Annotated in this window: 16 protein-coding genes; 13 read left to right on the plus strand and 3 right to left on the minus strand. The window is 27.0% G+C overall.

From position 1 onward, the window contains the following. Positions 1 to 10: 10 nt before the first annotated feature. Positions 11 to 757, plus strand: a complete 747-nt coding sequence (locus tag B5G32_RS02450) for an SDR family NAD(P)-dependent oxidoreductase (protein ID WP_087935746.1) — start codon at positions 11 to 13, stop codon at positions 755 to 757. Here the strand turns inward: B5G32_RS02450 and B5G32_RS02455 are convergent. Together B5G32_RS02455 and B5G32_RS02460 are read right to left on the minus strand one after the other, a co-directional pair. After that, positions 754 to 2,013 (minus strand): methionine gamma-lyase family protein, encoded by a 1,260-nt coding sequence (locus B5G32_RS02455; protein ID WP_087935747.1) that lies wholly within the window; start codon positions 2,011 to 2,013, stop codon positions 754 to 756. The two genes, B5G32_RS02450 and B5G32_RS02455, sit on opposite strands and share 4 nt — an antisense overlap. Before the next feature lie 151 nt (positions 2,014 to 2,164). Then, the gene (locus tag B5G32_RS02460) at positions 2,165 to 2,908 is read right to left on the minus strand and encodes a Type 1 glutamine amidotransferase-like domain-containing protein (protein WP_087935748.1); all 744 of its coding nucleotides are present in this window, start codon (positions 2,906 to 2,908) and stop codon (positions 2,165 to 2,167) included. Positions 2,909 to 3,073: 165 nt separating this feature from the next. Here B5G32_RS02460 and B5G32_RS02465 point away from each other — a divergent pair, with 165 nt between their 5' ends. The 6 genes from B5G32_RS02465 (at position 3,074) to B5G32_RS02490 (ending at position 8,568) form a co-directional block, all read left to right on the plus strand. Beyond that, positions 3,074 to 3,682 carry a hypothetical protein gene (locus B5G32_RS02465; protein ID WP_087935749.1) on the plus strand — a complete coding sequence of 203 codons (609 nt, stop codon included), beginning with the start codon at positions 3,074 to 3,076 and terminating at the stop codon, positions 3,680 to 3,682. Between the two features lie 84 nt (positions 3,683 to 3,766). After that, positions 3,767 to 4,345 (plus strand): HdeD family acid-resistance protein, encoded by a 579-nt coding sequence (locus tag B5G32_RS02470; protein ID WP_087935750.1) that lies wholly within the window; start codon positions 3,767 to 3,769, stop codon positions 4,343 to 4,345. Between the two features lie 73 nt (positions 4,346 to 4,418). Further along, positions 4,419 to 4,898 (plus strand): hypothetical protein, encoded by a 480-nt coding sequence (locus B5G32_RS02475; RefSeq protein ID WP_087935751.1) that lies wholly within the window; start codon positions 4,419 to 4,421, stop codon positions 4,896 to 4,898. A gap of 119 nt (positions 4,899 to 5,017) precedes the next feature. Further along, positions 5,018 to 5,920: a restriction endonuclease gene (locus B5G32_RS02480; protein ID WP_158093953.1), complete on the plus strand. Its 903-nt coding sequence runs from the start codon at positions 5,018 to 5,020 to the stop codon at positions 5,918 to 5,920. A 165-nt stretch (positions 5,921 to 6,085) separates the two neighbouring features. Continuing rightward, complete coding sequence (locus tag B5G32_RS02485) at positions 6,086 to 8,332, plus strand: GmrSD restriction endonuclease domain-containing protein (protein WP_087935753.1); 2,247 nt, start codon at positions 6,086 to 6,088, stop codon at positions 8,330 to 8,332. Positions 8,333 to 8,388: 56 nt separating this feature from the next. After that, positions 8,389 to 8,568 carry a DpnD/PcfM family protein gene (locus B5G32_RS02490; RefSeq protein ID WP_158093954.1) on the plus strand — a complete coding sequence of 60 codons (180 nt, stop codon included), beginning with the start codon at positions 8,389 to 8,391 and terminating at the stop codon, positions 8,566 to 8,568. 41 nt (positions 8,569 to 8,609) lie between these two features. On the opposite strand, the gene B5G32_RS02495 is transcribed toward B5G32_RS02490, so the two are convergent. Then, positions 8,610 to 9,536: a tyrosine-type recombinase/integrase gene (locus tag B5G32_RS02495; RefSeq protein ID WP_087935755.1), complete on the minus strand. Its 927-nt coding sequence runs from the start codon at positions 9,534 to 9,536 to the stop codon at positions 8,610 to 8,612. A 116-nt stretch (positions 9,537 to 9,652) separates the two neighbouring features. Here B5G32_RS02495 and B5G32_RS02500 point away from each other — a divergent pair, with 116 nt between their 5' ends. The 6 genes from B5G32_RS02500 to B5G32_RS02525 all read left to right on the plus strand — a co-directional run bounded on the left by B5G32_RS02500 (position 9,653) and on the right by B5G32_RS02525 (position 19,019). Next, on the plus strand, positions 9,653 to 11,227 hold the full coding sequence (locus tag B5G32_RS02500; RefSeq protein WP_087935756.1) for a Dam family site-specific DNA-(adenine-N6)-methyltransferase: 1,575 nt from the start codon (positions 9,653 to 9,655) through the stop codon (positions 11,225 to 11,227). Then, entirely contained in the window at positions 11,211 to 12,077 is an 867-nt protein-coding gene (locus B5G32_RS02505) for a type II restriction endonuclease (protein WP_087935781.1), read from the plus strand. Before B5G32_RS02500 ends, B5G32_RS02505 begins: the two co-directional genes overlap by 17 nt. Positions 12,078 to 12,249: 172 nt before the next feature. Then, positions 12,250 to 13,665: an ATP-binding protein gene (locus B5G32_RS02510; protein WP_158093955.1), complete on the plus strand. Its 1,416-nt coding sequence runs from the start codon at positions 12,250 to 12,252 to the stop codon at positions 13,663 to 13,665. A gap of 159 nt (positions 13,666 to 13,824) precedes the next feature. Then, a complete protein-coding gene (locus B5G32_RS02515; RefSeq protein ID WP_087935757.1) occupies positions 13,825 to 14,217 on the plus strand; it encodes a (deoxy)nucleoside triphosphate pyrophosphohydrolase in 393 nt (130 codons plus the stop codon). After that, the gene (locus B5G32_RS02520) at positions 14,210 to 17,014 is read left to right on the plus strand and encodes a DEAD/DEAH box helicase (RefSeq protein ID WP_087935758.1); all 2,805 of its coding nucleotides are present in this window, start codon (positions 14,210 to 14,212) and stop codon (positions 17,012 to 17,014) included. Before B5G32_RS02515 ends, B5G32_RS02520 begins: the two co-directional genes overlap by 8 nt. A 16-nt stretch (positions 17,015 to 17,030) precedes the next feature. Further along, positions 17,031 to 19,019 (plus strand): UPF0158 family protein, encoded by a 1,989-nt coding sequence (locus B5G32_RS02525; protein ID WP_087935759.1) that lies wholly within the window; start codon positions 17,031 to 17,033, stop codon positions 19,017 to 19,019. The last annotated feature ends 197 nt before the right edge of the window (positions 19,020 to 19,216 follow it).

The following is a 19,216-nucleotide window of genomic DNA, read 5'->3' on the forward strand; positions in this document are numbered from 1 at the left end:
TTTTTCAAAGATGAATAAAGTTGTATTAATTACCGGTGGAGCACAAGGCATTGGAAAAGCCACTGCTTTGGAACTTGGAAAACAAGGTTATGATATTGTGATTAATTATCTCACATCCAAAAAAGAAGCTCATGCATTAAAAGATATGATTATAGACAATTATGGTGTACGATGTATGGCTATCCAATGTGATGTTTCTAAGGAAGATGAAGTTGATCAGATGATATCTTCTATTGAATTAGAACTAGGTGGTGTTGATATTTTAGTTAATAATGCTGCTGTTGATTTATCTAACCTTTTTCATTTGAAAAATGCTGAAGAATTTAGAAAGACTTTAGATGTCAATGTTGTAGGTGCATTTAATTGCAGTAAACGTGTTTATCGACATATGTTAGATCAGGAATATGGCAGAATTATTAATATTTCTTCAACTAATGGTATCAATACATATTATCCTATGTGTATAGATTATGATGCTTCTAAAGCAGCATTAATTTCCATGACACATAATCTTGCTTTTGAGTTTGCTCCATATGTCAATGTCAATTGTATTGCTCCAGGTTTTATAGGAACAGAAAATGAGTTGGACGGATATGATGAAGAGTTTTTAAAAGAAGAAGTTGAAAAAATTATGGTCAATCGATATGGTGATCCTCAAGAAGTGGCTTATTTAGTGAAATTCTTAATAAGCGATGAAGCTAATTTTATTAATAATACTGTTATACGTATTGATGGTGGACAAAAGGGAAGTTGTTAATCCAACTTCCCTTTCATATTTGATAACGCTAGTAAAATAGACAATTTTCCATATTCAAATGTTAATCCACCTTGTATGTAAAGTGTATAAGGTTCAATAACAGGGGCATCAGCACTTAATTCAATGGTGCTTCCTTGTGTAAAGCTACCTGCTGCCATGACTTCATCAAAAGGATAACCTGGCATAGGGGCAGGTAAAACTTGAACAAATGAATCAATAGGGCTTGTCTGTTGAATCCCTTGTGTAAAGTTCACTAAATTATCTCTTGTTTTGAGTTCTAAAGTTTGAATGATATCTGTGCGTGGCTCATCATAACGAGGAGATACATTAGAATATCCTAATTTTTCTAACATATACGCAGAAAATACAGCTGTTTTTAAAGCGTTTTTGACAGCATTAGGAGCCATAAATAAACCTTTAAAGAAAGTATTGTTTAAGTTGAAATTAGCACCTAAATCTTTTCCAATACCAGGAGCAGTCAAACGTTCAGCAACCATATGAATAAGTTCCTGATTTCCTGCTATATATCCACCAGTAGGTGCAATTCCACCACCGAGGTTTTTCATTAAAGATCCTACAACCACATCAGCTCCTACATGACCAGGTTCTTTGTCTTCTACTAACTCACCATAGCAGTTATCAATCATAATAATAACATCTTTATTTACTTCACGAATCTTTGAAATTATACGTTCAATCTTTGAAATAGAAAGAGATTGACGATGTGAATATCCTCTAGATCTTTGAATTTCAACAAGTTTGACATTATTCTGTTTTAATCTCTCTACAATTTTCTCATTATCAAAATCATCATTGAGTAATTCAATCTGTTCATATTTGACACCATTAGCTTTTAATGATTGTGTAGAATTTCCACTCAAACCAATCATTTCTTGTAAAGAGTCATAAGGAGCTCCAGATAAAGAAATCATTGTATCGCCATGTTTTAATAAAGCAGAAAGCGTTAAATATAATGCATTTGTTCCACTCATAATTTGAGGACGAACTAAAGCATCTTTACATCCAAGAACAGTCGCAAAGATTTTTTCTAATTTATCTCTTCCTTCATCATAATTTCCATATCCGTTAATATCTGCAAAATCAGAATAAGAAACTCTATTTTCTATAAATGCTGATAAAATACGATTAGAGTTTGTTAAAGCTATTTCATCTATTTTTTTATAAATATCACTTAAGATACTATCTGATTCTTTTGCCATTTCCAGTATATCTGGATGAATTTGTTCTAATATCATGTCTATAATCCTCCCATAAGTTGTCCATTGTCTATTATACACGAATATTGATAGTTTGTATTAAAATCAATTAAAATATTTCAATCACTTTAAACGTACTTTAAACGTATAATTATTGTATTTTTATAAAAATAAAGTTATATCATAATTGCTATAACTCTATTTCATCTATACGTTTTGTTTCATCTTCATGACATATAAGTTGAATATGTTCATCAACAATGAGATAGCTTTCACCATATATTGTTTCGTGTTTATCAATGAGTAAATAACTTCCATCAACCAATACGATGAATGGATGATCAATGCTATCTTTATAAGTGATATCTTCATATAATCTCATACCATCTAAGTATCTATCTTTAACCATTTGATAATGAGGGATGATATTCGTTTTTGTAAGATTTAAACCACTTATCCATCTTTGAAACTCTGGATTTATAGCTTCGCCATCTTCTTCAGGCTGACAATAAACAATATCTGCACTATTCATACTACCAGCACTAATACCAATGATAATTCCATCAAAATCTTTGATTTTTTCTCGCAGTTGAATATCTTTAAAAAATTGATTTTGAGTAGGAACATGACCGCCACCTAATAATATAACATCATATTTTTGAAGCTCATCTTTTGTAAAGTCACTATATCTTCTATCAATCAGATCAAAACATTGAATAGAAAAATGTTCTTTCAAAAAAGTTTCTCTAAAGAAATCACACATGTCATCATTTTGTTTATAAGCATCTGGATTTGCTGCAATCATGCAACAACGACTATTGTTTTTCCAATATTTTTTTAATTCATCAACAAAATGATTTTTCTTATCTAAACCGTCTACTTTTCTACTACCATCTAATGGACCAGTAGGACTACTTGTTAAAAAGATAATCATGATTTTATCACCTCTTATTTTTATATATAAATTATAAAAGATGGAAAAATAGTTTTCAAATAAAAGTGTAGAATGAATAATAAAACGATTTATTTCTTTAAAGGTGATATGATTTAATCAAAATTTTGTTATAATATATCAATAACTGAAGGAATGGGGTAAACTATGAAGAAATCAAATAAACAATTAGAAATGTTGTTAAAAATACAAAAAGCTTTTGAAAGTTTAAAGGAAACAATGACTTATTATGAAAATATTTCTATTGATGATTTAATACTTGAACTATCGAAACATGGGATTATTTTAAGTGAACAGGAGATTCTTGATAAGTATCAGGAATACTATAATAGTAAAGATGTAGATGATTATTTTTATGAAAGAGATTTAGAACTATGGGATCGTTTGGAAAATAAAAAAGGATTTTTAAGTTCTGATGCTTTAACATGGTTGATTCGTAAAATTATTGAAAAGAACTATGATGTTGAAACACTATGTGATCCTTATTTCATTATGAATAGAATAGATGATCTTGATAATGTTCCTAAAAAACAGTATCAGGAAAAAGTCTTAGGGATCATAGAATCACTTGTAGAATATGCGAAAAAGAGAAACGTTCATAACATAGAAGGCATGTTAGAAATGTATGATGTCAATGTCATTTTAAAGGATGAAATCAGAAGATGTCATCAAAGAGATGCTCATTTTAAGAAAGTCTTACAAAGTTATTATGATACCTTTGAAGACGCAGATCATAGCATTTATAAGATAAAATAATACTTTCATAGACAAAACCTTAAAATTGTTTATTTAATCTTCACAATGAGGGATTAGAATAATAATTGTAAGGAGGTTATTTATATGATGTGGGATTTTGATTTTATAGATGAATTTAAATATAACTGGAATGAGAAAATAAAAAAATGGAAAACTATTTATATTGTGCTAAGTATTCTCATGATTTTAGCTGGTATTGTCTGTTTATTTTTCCCTTCTCAGATATATGATATTATCAAGATTATAGCAGGTATTGTGATGATTGGATATGGAATATATTCTCTTATCAATTATCATTTGAGTATCAGTTTTTTTAAAAATCCATTTGATGTTGTTTATGGCATGATTCATATTTTATTTGGTATACTCATTATGATAATGCCGTCTATGTTAACAGCAGTGACATTAACATATATACTTGCATTCATTTTATTGTTTTATGGTGCAGAAAAGATTGCTTTTGCACAAAGGTTAAAATATTTTAGAATTATGGATACAAAACCATATAAATTTAGTGGTATTGTCATGATTATTGTTGCCATTATTTTCTTTATTTTGCCAGTGACTGCTGCTTTAGCAATTAATTACATCATTGCTTTTTACTTATTGGTTGATGGTGTCACATTGTTTATTGAAGCATTGAATCTTAAAAAAATAGATTAGATAGAAAATCAAGAAATGATTTTGATATCTCGGTTTTTCCTTTATGCTAAATAATAGCAAAGAGAGGAATATTATGAAGTTAAGTAGTTCAAAGAAGTTCCATTTTTCAATGGATGTTGCCTGGGAAGCCTTACATAAAACAAGTCAATTAGATGTTGAGCTAGGAAGTACTGTAAAAGTTATCTTCGATACACAGTGGGAAGCACATAATGAGGAATCTGGCTCTGTCACAGTTTATACAGCATCTTTCGATGAAGCAGAAAAGAAGGTCGTTATAGAAGGTACAAGTCAAAAAAAGCATGAACATGATTTTATTTATTTGACACTTATACCATTAGACGATCAGGAAGTACAGTTGGATATTGAAGTTCAAATTAATACAGGTGTTCATTTTATTGCGAAAGCACTAGGAGCATTGATTGCGAAACCTGCACAAGAAATTATAAGCAAACATATTTATCATAATTTTGAAGCATTATGTACAGGACAAGAAACAAAAACAATGACTTCTGAAGAATTAAAAGAAATCGCGAAAAAACATTATGAAAAATAATGAGTAGAGAAATCATTTTTATGGTTTCTTTTTATATAAGAAAAGTTGCTGAAAGTTGATAATAATAGAAGAACTATATGTTATAATATTTTGTGATGAAAAGTACAAGGAGGATTAATATGATACCACAGTATAATGAAATGTATAATGAAGTCTTGAATGTATTGAACAAGCATCAGAAATTAAGAGTACGTGATATTGTTCAAGAAGTTTCAGATGTACTCAATTTATCTGAAGAAGAAAGAAGACAAACACTTGAAAATAGTAATAAAACAATTATTTATCAACGTATAGGATGGACAAAAACTTATCTCACAAAAGCAGGGTTAGTTAGATCTGTTGAAAGAGGTGTTTATCAGATTACACCTCAGGGAGAAAAAGTATTGGCATCACAAGTTCATATAGATGATGAGTTTTTAATGCAATATGAAGGTGTTAGAGATTTTGTGAATCGTCATAATGAAAATGATGATAAAAAAGATGAAAACAAAAAACCTACACCTTTAGAAAATATTGATCAGTCTATTAAAATGATTTCTTCTCGATTAAGTGATGAATTATTAGATATGATTCTTTCCAAAGAACCTATCTTTTTTGAAAAACTTGTCTTAGATTTGTTAGATAAGATGGGATATGCATATGATGAGGAATCTATTATTTCGACAGATTATTGTGGAGATGAAGGTATAGATGGAATCATCAAAGAAGATAAGTTTGGATTTAGTAATATCTATGTTCAGGCAAAGAGATGGAATAGAAGTGCTATAGGAAGACCAGAAATTCAAAAATTTTATGGTGCAGTTGCTGGTCAAGGTGGTACAAAAGGCTTATTTATCACGACATCAACATTTACAAGAGAAGCTATTGACTATGCTCAAAAACAACTTCAAGTGAAATTAATTTTGGTTGATGGAAAAATGTTAACTGATTTGATGATTAAATATAACTTAGGAGTCAGTGTTGTAAAAACATATGAAATCAAACAATTAGATGTTGATTATTTTGATGGTGAACTTGTATGATATTAATATTTATAAATAATAAAAAAATCTCTTTATATTAGTGCTGACTACAAAGTTAGCATTTTTATTAGTTTATGTTTATATAGTGAATTTATCCAAGATATTTAAAAGATCTTTACGAAGATCATCAAATATGATCTAATTATGTAAAGAGGTGTTTGTTAAATGTCAAAGAATTGGATAAGCAAAGATTATAAGGCAATAGAAATAGCAAAAGAAATTAAAGAGGGTATTATCAAAGTTCCACAGTATCAAAGAGGACAAGTATGGAAAGAAAGCCAAAAAGAAAAACTGATGGACTCTATTAAAAGTGGATATCCGTTTGGATCGATTTTATTGTATAAGAAAACTGATAATGATTATCAATTGATTGACGGATTACAAAGAGTATCTACAATATACGAATATATTTATTATCCAGGAAAATATTTTAAGCAATATAAAATATCTTCCCAAATATTGGAAGGTATATATGATGTGCTTAATGTCACTGGAAACAAAGAATTGATAAAACAGAATTTAAATAAATATATACATGATTGGGTTATTAAGAGTAGCAAAACTCTAGAAGATGTTAAAAATCTAAGTGATATAGAATGTGCTGAATATTTAACAAAGGAACATTTTTCATGTAATTCAGATACAATTCTTGAAATAGCTAAAATATTAAAGAAAGAATTTAATATATTTAGAAGTGAGTGTGAAGAATTAATCGATATAGAAATACCTGCAATTGTTTATGAGGGCGATCCAGATAATTTGCCTGAAGTTTTTAATAGAATTAATTCTAGGGGGACTCCATTATCAAAATATCAAATATTATCCGCAACTTGGACATTATATGAGTATAAAATTATAAAACCGGAATTATCAGAAATAATTCCATATGTTGATAGTTTTTATAAAAATATTATCAATAATAATTTTTCTATTGAAGGATATGATATTCAAAATATTCATGATACAAGAAAATTAAATTTTTTTCAGATATTGTTTGGATTTGGAAAACTTATTTCTCATCATTATCCTTATTTGTTTTCTCCATCAAAAAAGGACGAGGATATTGAGAGTTGCGGTTTTAATCTAGTTAATGCTTGTGTCGGGAATAAAAACAGTAAATTAGCGAATCTCCCAAAAATTATACAAACTCTTTTTCCTTCTGATGATGAATTTAATAAATTTCTAATAAATATTATAAGTTCAATAGAAAATGTATATAAATCATTTAAACCTTATCTAGAATTTAAATTAAATAAACGCAATGATTCAAAATCCATTTATCATTCTGAATTTCAAATATGTTCTGTAATAGCTAACTATTTTAACTGTCGTTATGCTACATATGTATATGATGATAAAACAAATGAGATAGTTGGTAGAAGTATTAAATTAGAAGATTCGAATAAAGATTATACAACCTACCGAAAAGAATTCAAAGAAAATGCTTTTAAAAAATATTTAATAGATATTTTAAACGATAATTGGAGAGGCAGTGGTGATCATAATTTGAATATTGTAGCTTTAGATAAAAATTATTACACTGAAGTCATAACTTCAGAAAAGATGAATAATGAACTTGATCATTGGTTTGATGAAATTAATTCACGAAAGGAATATAGAAAAGTAGCTAATCCTAAATCTGCTGATAAGTTATTACTAAGTGTTATTTATAGTCATTCTTTTTCAGCATTTGAACAAAATGATGATATTACTTATGATATAGAACATCTTGTTCCAAAAGGAAAGTTAAAAATGCTAATAAAAAACATAACAACAGGTGAACAGCAAAATGGATTGCCAATTAGTTCATTTGCTAATATTTGTTTGCTGAGAGAGGAAGTTAACAGAAAGAAGAAAGATAAAACTTTGTATGAAGACGATAATTATCTGAAAAAATTAAAAGAAAAGGATATTTCAATAAATGAGATTGAAGCACGTTTTTCTTTTACGACGAAAAAAGACTTAGAATGGACGAATAGAGAGTACTTAGATTTTAGTGATTTAAAGAAAGAATACTTTTCTTTTTTAAATAATAGGTTTTCTATAATTAAAGATAAAATTATTGGTAATCTTTTCTTTAATCAAAAAAAGTATGATTTTTATAATGCTAAAAAAAGTAATGATTTTATAAATAATTTAAACGTAGAAGAGTCTACACTGATATATATCTCTAATAAAAATAATTCGTATCAAGATTTAAATTCATTTGAAAAAGAAATCTGGGATATTATAAGAAATATACCTGGTTGTGAATTTGAATTATCAGATATATATAATTATAAAGAACGATTACAAAAGTTATATCCTAATAACAAACATATTGAATCAAAAATTCGACAAAATTTACAAAAACTAAGAGATAAAAGTTATATTGAATTTATGTCTTCGGGTAAATATAAACGTTTAAAATAATATTGAATTATCTTGACTAAGTAATGAAATTGATCAATGATAATCATGGTGATGAAATGAAAGAATATACAATAACAATTCAAGAAATAATGAGGAAAAGTATTAATATTGAAGCTGAAAATGAAGAACAGGCAAAACAGTTAATACAATCAAAATATAGTTCAGGAGAACTAGTGCTTTATCCTGAAGAATGTGATATTGAAACAAATATTGAAGTCAACGAAAAGATCCCTTAGTAATGAACTAAAAGAAAAAATCCGTTGAAAACGGATTTGGACTAAATATGTATTCTGTTCATACAATCTTGTTTGTATTTATTTTGACAATGAACATATAAATTCATTGTTGTTGATGGTGATGCATGCCCTAATATTTCACTTAAACAATTGTAATCAAAACCTAGTTCAATACATTGAGTTGCAAAATAATGTCTTAACGAGTGCACTGTTACATCACTTATATCTAATGTTTTTAACAAAGATTTAAATTTATATCTAAATCTTCTTGGTTCGTAATATTTTGATGATTGCGTTAAAAAATAATTATCACTAACATCAATAATTAAATAAGGAATTAATACATCAGGAATTGGTATAACCCTTGCTGATTTTTTTGTTTTTGTAGAACTAATAATAATTTTCGTTTTTTTATTTTCAATATCAGCTATTCTTTGAAGTGTTTTATCAATATGAATTTCTTTATTTACTAAGTCAATATCATTGTTTTTCAAAGCACATATTTCACCAATTCTTACACCTGTACATAATATGAATAAAATTCCTATATGAAAATGATTAGGATTATTTTTAAGATAGTCTACCAAAATACGATATTCATTTTGATCAAGTATATTCATTTTCTTAATTCTATAAGGATATTTAATATTTAAATTTAAGTTATCAATATATCCTTTTTCCATACAATATTTTAAGCAAAGTTTTATAACATTCACTAATTCTTTGACTGTCTTTATTGATAAACCACTTAAATCCTTAATTCGCCCATTGTTTAGCTTTTCAACAACAAATACTTGAATCATATCCTGATTTATATCTTTCAAATAATATGATTGAAAATAAGGCTTGATATGATTATTTATATGACTATAATAAGTCGCATATGTTGATTCCTTAACATGATATTTTTGGATTTTTAACCATTCATCTAAAATATTATTAAACTTATATTTCTTTTTTCTTATCATTTTGCTACCTCCAAATATTAAGATAACAAAATGATAGAATATTTATTTGAAAACTGTTAAAATAGTCTTGATAAAAAAAGATCTCTTAGTTCATTACTAAGGGAAAAGGAGTGAATATGAAACCTTTTGTAAAATGGGCTGGTGGAAAAACACAGCTATTAAATGAAATAGAAAAAATGTTACCTGAAAATATTAATCGTTATTATGAACCTTTTGTTGGTGGTGGAGCAGTACTTTTAAATTTTGCGTTTAACAATGCAACCATTAATGATATAAATCAAGAACTTATTTTTACATATGAATGCATAAAAAATCAAAAAGATGAACTTTTAAAAGAGTTGGATAATTTAGATTTAGAACATGAAAAGAGTCCCAAGGAATTTTATTATCATACAAGAGATTTATATAACGAAATGATAATGAATCAACAGAAAAACATTTCTTTAGCAGCAATGTTTATTTATTTGAATAAGCATTGTTTTAATGGATTATATAGAGTTAATTCTAAAGGTTTGTTTAATGTACCATTTAATAATAAAAAATCGGGTAATTCTTATAAAAAAGAAGATATAGATCAAATATCAGAATATTTACAAAATGTAGATATTTTGTGTACTGATTTTGAAAATGTTTGTAGAAATTGTGAAAAAGGGGATTTTGTATTCTTTGATAGTCCATATGATCTTTTAAATGATACATCTTTTGAATCATATACTAAAGAAGGATTCACAAAAGAAGAACATATTAGATTAGCTAATCTTTATAAAGAGTTATCTAAAAAAGGTGTTTATTGCATGCTTACAAATCATAATACAGAACTTATAAGAGAACTGTATAAAGATTTTCATATTAAGGTTGTTAATGTTAAAAGAAATATTAATTCGGATGCTAAAAATAGAACAGGAGAAGAGGTTATTATTACTAACTATGATTCAAATAATGATATTCAATTGATTAATGGAGATGCTTTTGAAGTATTACCTCATTTAGAAGAAAAATCAGTAGATATGATATTTCTTGATCCACCTTATTTTTTATCTAATGGTGGGATATCTTGTTCTGGTGGTAAACAAGTATCTGTGAATAAAGGAAAATGGGACGAAAATTTTAATTTTGAAGAAAAAGTAGAATTTAATAGAAAATGGTTAATTGAAGCAAAAAGGATATTAAAAGATACAGGAACAATTTGGATATCAGGTACATATCACAATATTTATATTATTGGGTATTTGTTAGAAGAATTAGGATTTAAGATTATTAATAATGTGACTTGGATGAAAACAAATCCACCACCAAATTTAGCATGTCGTTGTTTTACTCATTCAACTGAAACAATATTATGGGCTAAAAAGAATATTAAAAAAGCTAAGCATACTTTTAATTATAAGCTGATGAAAGAATTGAATGAAGGTAAACAAATGAAGGATGTGTTTATAGGGTCATTAACACCACAAAAGGAAAAGAAATATGGAAAGCATCCAACACAGAAGCCTGAATATTTATTAGAAAAAATTATTTTAGCCAGTACAAATGAAAATGACGTTGTCTGTGACTTTATGGCGGGTAGTTTTACAACTGGCGTTGTATGTAAGAAGTTAAAGAGAAGATTTATAGGAATAGAAAAAGAAAAGGAATTTTATGAAATAGGTTTAAAGAGAATAGAGGATGTTAATTATGGAGAGAAACTTTGAGGAATGGCTATCAACTTTAAGAAGTTCAATATCTGATTATAAATATTATGTTGACTTTGAAAAGGTATATGAAAATATAAATGATATTAAAGTTGAATTAAATATTTTAAATTCATTAATAGGATCAAAAGATTTTGATGATGAATTTAGATCTATATGTCAGAAATATCCTCAAACATTAAAATGCATTCCTATATTGTTGGCTGTCAGACAATATGAGATAGAAGTGCAAACAAACTATAAAAATATTAAATATGATTTTATGTTATATAAATACAAAAAATTATCTCATAATGATATTGATCTGTATCTTGAATTTTTAAAAGAAACTGGATTAAAAGAGTTAATAGTTAATCATATTATTAATAATTTAGTGGATTATGTTTTAGGTATAGAGGTTGGATTAGATTCAAATGGAAGAAAAAATCGTGGTGGACATTTGATGGAAAATTTATTAGAAAGATATATTCAAGCGCTGAATGTTGAATATTATAAAGAAATGTACACGAAAGATATTGAAAAGAAATGGAATATTGATTTATCACTACTTACAAATGCTGGAGATGTTACTAAAAGGTTTGATTTTGTTGTAAAAACAGAGAATCAAATTTATGTTTTTGAAACGAATTTTTATAAAGCTGGTGGAAGCAAGCTAAATGAAACAGCAAGAAGTTATAAAAATATCACCCAAGAAATTGATAAGATTGAAGGAGTAACATTTATATGGGTCACTGATGGTTATGGTTGGCGAAGTGCTAAACATAATCTTAAGGAGACCTTTGATGTATTGAATACTTTGTATAATATTCATGATTTAGAAAATGGAATTTTGAGAAAAGTCATCTTATGATGATTTTTTATTTTATAAGCATATAAGAAAATAGATTTTGGATATTCTAGTATGAAGATAAAATAATAATTTTATATTATTAATATGTACAATTTAAATTTTTTACAAAGAATAAAAATTTTGAATTTGTTAAATGTTTTTGTGTTATATTTCTTTTGGAAAGGGGAAGAAAATGAAAAAATTAAACTTAATTCCTGATATAGATCACTTATGGAAGACTCTTGGCTATCATTTTGAAAATCTTTCTCAAGTTATTCATGAGTTTGTGGATAATGCTATTTCGGATTTTATTAGAAATAAAATTAAAAATGGTGAAATTATTATTACATTCAAAAAAATGAGCAAAAATAAAGTAGAAGTTATAATCGAAGATCATGGAAAAGGTATTATAGACATTGAAAATGCTTTAACTCTGGGAGGAATGAAATTTTTTGAATCTTTGTTTAATGAACATGGAAGTGGTTCGAATAATGGTTTATCGTTTGTTGATCCTTTTAATTTGAGCTGGATAATAATGACAAGAACAATAAAAGATGCTTTACAGGGGCAATATAAAGTAGTAAGAGCACCTTATTCATTTAAAGGTATGAATGTTGAGATACATAAAGGAAATTGCTTGACGGGTAGTGAAACAGGAACAATTATTAAATTCACATGTTCATATGATATTTTTAAGACAATAAGAATTCCATTTGGAAGTCAAACATCTCAATTTAAAGATTTAGTGGATCTATTGTATGAAGATTTAGGTGTTCATTATTCATATATCATTAAACAAGAAAATATTAAAATAACAATAAAGGCTTTTGATGACGATAAAGAATATAATAGTATAGCTGATGTAAAACCTATATTTCCAGTTGTCGAAAAGTGTAAAATGAATAAATCGCAAATGGTTGATTTAGGTAATGGAGTAGTCAAAATCGATTTGAAACATATTATCATGTCAAAAAATACACTAACAAAGAAATATTATTTAAAAAATATGAGATCTTCAGGAGTAGAAATACGTTTTAACGGGAGATTGCTTGAATTTTTGGGCTTTGAAGAAATTTGGGGTATAAAATCACATCCATTTTATAATGGTAATCTCATAGTTGTCAATTTAATTTCTGATAAAAGAGGAAGACTACCTAATACACGTACAACAAAAACTGGTTTAAATAGATCTGATTCAAAAACCGCATTTTTATTTCATTGGATTGCTGATCAAATTTCATTATTGTATGATGAAAAAGAAATGAATCAAAATATAAAAATGAAATTTATTGATCAAGTTGTAAATTTGACTTTTGTTGATAAAGAAAACATAATTTATGATGCTATTAAAACAAAAAAATTTATTTGTAATTGTCAAGTTTGCACTCATGAGGGTTATGATTTGTATTTTGAATGTATAAAAACTAAAGTTAATGATCTCTACTTTTTTGAAAAGTTGTGGGATGAACAACTATTATTGAATAAACCTATCGGTAGAATTATTCTAATTGCCGACGAACATCCAGAGCCAGTGAGAGAACGTGTTAGGTTGATTAATAAAAAGAATATTGAAGGGAAAAATTATAATATTGTTTTAATTAAAAAGTAATTTTTTAAGATCTAATAATAGGGGGACTATTATTAGATTTTTTCATTTGAAAAAGTTTTTTAAATATTATTGATATGATATAATTGAAATACGTGTTTTAAAAAAGTATAAAGTATTTTTGCTTTCAATACTTATATAGTCAAGTTTGTGGAGGAAATTATGAAAATAGTTAATGTTGTTGCTGCCATCATCAAAAGAGATGATCAGATATTAATTGCTAAAAGAGGATATGGAGAATTCAAAGGAATGTATGAGTTTCCTGGAGGAAAAATAGAAAAAGGTGAAACACCTGAAGAAGCATTAAAAAGGGAAATAAAAGAAGAAATGGAAGCAAATATTGAAGTTGATTCATTTGTATGTCATGTTCATTATCAATATCCAGATTTTATATTGGAAATGGATTGTTATTTATGTCATTTGAAAGATTCACATATTTCATTATTAGAACATTTAGATGCAAAATGGATTCATCCTGTTCAAGAAGATATATTATGGGTTCCTGCTGATGTACAAGTTATCGAGGAAATAAGAAAGAAGGTTCACAATGGATAACCTTTTATTACAAGAAAGAACTAGACTCATTTATAATGATCAACAACAAAACAAAAAGGTTATAACAGATATTGAAAATGCATTATTAGATTGTGATACATTTGATATTTCTGTTGCTTTTATAGCGTTATCAGGATTGGCTTCTATTAGAGAAACTTTACATAAATTGAAAGTTCAAAATAAAAAAGGAAGAATCATCACAAGTACATATTTAGGATTTAATGAACCTAAAATGTTTAAAGACTTATTAAAATATCCTAACATAGAGGTACGAGTATATGATGATCATCATGGTTTTCATTCTAAAGGTTATATCTTCCAAAAAAATTCAAATTATTGGGCAATAGTAGGAAGTTCAAACTTAACACAGTCTGCTTTATCATTAAATCAAGAATGGAATGTTTATGTATCATCACATAAACAAAATGATACAATAAAACAAATACAAGATGAATTTGAAAATCAATGGCAAAGATCAATTCCTTTAACTCATGAATGGATCAATGAATATCAAAAAAATTATGTTAAACCTGAAAAACACGCAATACGACATATTAAAAGAGACATTGTTCCCAATTATATGCAACGTCAAGCTTTAGCTTCATTAGAACACTTAAGACAACAAAATCAAGGTAGGGCTTTGCTTATTTCAGCAACAGGAACCGGTAAGACATATCTTTCTGCTTTTGATGTTCAAAAAGTTAAACCTCGTAGAATGTTATTTGTTGTTCATAGAAAAAGTATTGCTTTGAAAGCTATGGAAACATTTCAAACAATTATTAAAGATAAAACAATGGGTATTTTTTCTGGCAATGTTAAAGAATTGGATAAAGATTATTTGTTTTCAACAGTTCAAACTATTCATAAAAAAGAAAATAGAGAATTATTTAAACAAGATGAATTTGATTATATTATTATTGATGAAGTTCATAAAGCGGGAGCTTATACATATCAAGAATTAGTTCATTATTTTCATCCTCAATTTTTATTAGGTATGTCAGCTACACCAGAAAGAAATGATCAGTTTGATATATATAAAATGTTTCATTATAATATTGCTTATGAGATCAGACTTCAACAAGCAATGGAATATGATCTGTTATGTCCTTTCCATTATTATGGTATCACTGATTTAAATATTGATGGTATTAGTATAGATGATAAATCTGATTTTAATCTTTTAATTAATGAAAAACGTATTGATTATATTATTGAAAAAATTGAAGAATATGGATATTCAGGTGAAAAGGTTCATGGTTTAATTTTTGTAAGTAGGAAACAAGAAGCTATTGAATTGTCCAATTTATTTAATCAAAGAGGTTATAATACTATTGCATTAACTGGTGATGATAATGAAGAAAAAAGACAGGAAGCAATGGATCGCCTTGAATCTAATGATGAAGATGGCTTAGATTATATTTTTACAGTTGATATTTTTAATGAAGGAATTGATATTCCTAAAGTAAATCAAGTTGTGATGCTTAGACCAACACAATCAGCTATTATTTTTGTACAACAACTTGGGAGAGGATTAAGAAAAAATGATGAAAAAGATTATGTTGTTGTTATTGATTTTATTGGGAATTATGAAAGAAACTTTTTAATTCCTATAGCTTTAAGTGGAAATACAAACTTAAATAAAGATACACTGAGACAATTTATAACTGAAAGAAATGTCTTAATACCTGGAGTATCAACAATTCAATTTGATGAAATATCTCAAAAAAGAATCTTTGAATCAATTGATCATGCAAATTTTAATGATGTTAAACTGATTAAAGAAAGTTATGTTCAATTAAAAGCTAAATTGGGCAGAATACCTCATATTAAAGATTTTGAAAAATATGGTGCTATTGATATCCAAAAGATATTTCAAAATAAGGGTTTAGGTTCTTATCATATGTTTTTAAAGAAATATGAGAAAGAATATGATGTTCAATTTTCTTCATTAGAAGAAAAGTATTTACAATTTATTTCATCAAAACTTTCTTCAGCTAAACGTGTTCAAGAATTAGAAGCCATTAAACTTGCTATAGAAAGAAAAGTACATGTTAATGAATATTTAAAACAACAAATGTTAGATGAATATCAAATTCAAATGCCAGAAGTGAGTTATACAACAATACAAAACATATTAACTCAAAATTTTGCAACAGGATCATCTAAAGATGCTTTTAAAGATGTTCCTATTTTGGATACTGATTGGAACATATCTCATGTTTTTCAATCACTATTAAATAATGAAGAATTTAAAAGACAAGTATTAGAAGTCATTGATTATAGTATAGATCTATATAAACGAGAGTATAGTCAACGTTATCAAAACACAGATTTATGTTTATATAAGAAATATACATATGAGGATGTTTGTCAGTTACTTAATTGGGAAAAGAATCTTGTCCCTTTAAACATAGGTGGATATAAATATGATCAACATACAAATACTTTACCAGTCTTTATTAATTATGATAAGGAAGAAGATATTGCAGATACAATTAAATATACAGATCATTTTGTAGACCCACAAACATTAGTTGCTATGTCAAAGAGTAAATTAAAACTTGGTAGTAAAGGGATGGATATATTTACTCAAGCTAAACAAAGACAAACAATAATTCATATTTTTGTTCGAAAGAATAAAGATGATAAAACTTCTAAAGAATTTTATTATTTAGGTATTGGAAATATTATAAATATCAAACAAGAATATATGGCAGATCAAATTCCAGTATGTGAAATTTTATATCATTTAGATCAACCTGTAAGACAAGATATTTATGATTATATAGTGAAATAAGAAATGAGGAATAATAATGAATATTCAAAATTATTTTGCAAGACATATTTATAATAGAGGTGTTGATATCTACAATAGTGGTGGTGTTTACAATGTTGTTAAAGTGGGAAATGTATATAAAGGAAAGGTATTAGGCAACCATGAGTATGATGTTGAAATAGAAGTTTCTGATCAACTGAAGATTACTGATATGCGTTGTACTTGTCCTTATGCTATGAAAGGTAAAAAATGTAAACATGAAGCTGCATTACTTATAGAGTTATTTGGTGATCATTCATCTTATGATTATGACGATTATGATTATGAGGATTATGACGATGATTATGATGACTATGGCTATGATTATGATACAAAAGATGATAATTGCAGTGATATGTACCAAGGTCATGAAATTTTAGAACCCTTATCAAAGAAATCAAAAGAAGAATTACTGGAGATCATTGGTCAAACTCTTGAATCATCAGAAACATATCAAACCTTTTTCCATATTATAGAAGATATGCAAAGAGTCAATCATATATATCAAATGATTTATCAATATATATCATCAAATCAAATACCTCTTAGTGAAGATTATGAAAAGATATACACATCAATTCAAAACTTACATCATTTTTATCAAGATCAATATATACCAGATTTAGCTAAAGAAGCGCTCAATCAGCTTCTTCATACATTTCCATCTTTACAATCTTATCAGGAAGATTTCTTTCATCAGATGATTCAACTAATAGATACTTATGCATCTCAAAATGAAAAAACAAGTATTTATTTTGATCTCTGTGTAAAATATAACCAATCTGTGATTTATCAACTTATTGACAAACTTCATCAACAAAACATACCTCTAGATGATCTTTTATCATCCTATCAACAAAAGATAAGTTCTTATCCTATTTTAACTGAAATCTACGATAAATATCTTTATATTTTATATCACTATCAAAGAGAATCATTATCTTCTGTTATAGACACCAATAAAAACAATTTAGTATTTATTAAAGAAGCTATCAATCTTTATATGAATCATCAAGACTATCAAAAAGCCATTGATTTATGTCTCCAACAACTTCAAGAACATCCTCATCAAGATATTTATTTATTACTTCTTGATATTTATAAACAAACCAATCAAAATGAGCAAATCATTGCTCTTGCTACTGAGTTGCTTTATCATCAATATCCTGGACAAATCCAATATTATCAGTTACTTCAACAATCATATTTACCAGAAATATGGGAACACAAGAAAAAAGACATTATCCATGATTTAGAAAAGAACCAAATCAATATAAGTGAAATTTATATACAAGAAAAAATGTATGATGCTTTATTTCAATATTTAGCTAAAAATGATGATATATTTGGTATGAAGAAACATGAAGATATTCTTTTTGAACATTGTTTAGACAACATGATTCAATATTATAGTCGCTATGTGATGAATAGTTTAAGACATACAGGATCAAGAAGTTTCTATCATGAAATGGCTGAGTTTATTCATAAAATCAGTGAATATGATTTTGATAAAGCTTTTGATTTATCAAATCATCTGATATCGTTATATCCTAATAGACCAGCCATGATAGAAGAGATTAGAATATTTAAGGTTAAGTTAAAAGATGTGATTAGAGCTATTGAAATGACTGATCAGGATATAACTTGGTATTATCAAATATCTCACGGACAATTTATCAATATAGATGATGATACGAATATTGCTAAAAAAATGATTGTATTGAATTCACCAGATTATATACAACTACCAGATCATTATGACATTCATGAATATCATATTATGGAAATGTTCGCCAATCAATTAAAAGATCAGCATATGAAAAGAGAACTTCAAAAGATATTAAAAGATAAAGGAGCGTTTCGTCGCTTTAAGAATTTCATCTATAAAAATCAATTGAACACTGCATGGCAACAATTCTTATATGAAACTCATAGAGAATTGGCTATTCAATGGTGTCATAAACATAATATAGAGTTTGTAGAATAATCAAATGATTTGAATTTTATGATAATTCTTATTGAAGAAAATAAAATATAGCTTTATAATGACAATGTCATGGATGTCTTCTTATTGTAGCCTTTAAGGCTAGTGCTGCTCCATGATATAAGTTCCCTTATTGTTTTATGGTAGGCTTTTAGCTGAATCCACGTTTCAACAATGATAGGGAACTTTTATTTTATGTT

The sequence above is a fragment of the Massilimicrobiota sp. An80 genome (assembly GCF_002159255.1).
Classification (GTDB): domain Bacteria; phylum Bacillota_I; class Bacilli_A; order Erysipelotrichales; family Coprobacillaceae; genus Allocoprobacillus; species Allocoprobacillus merdigallinarum.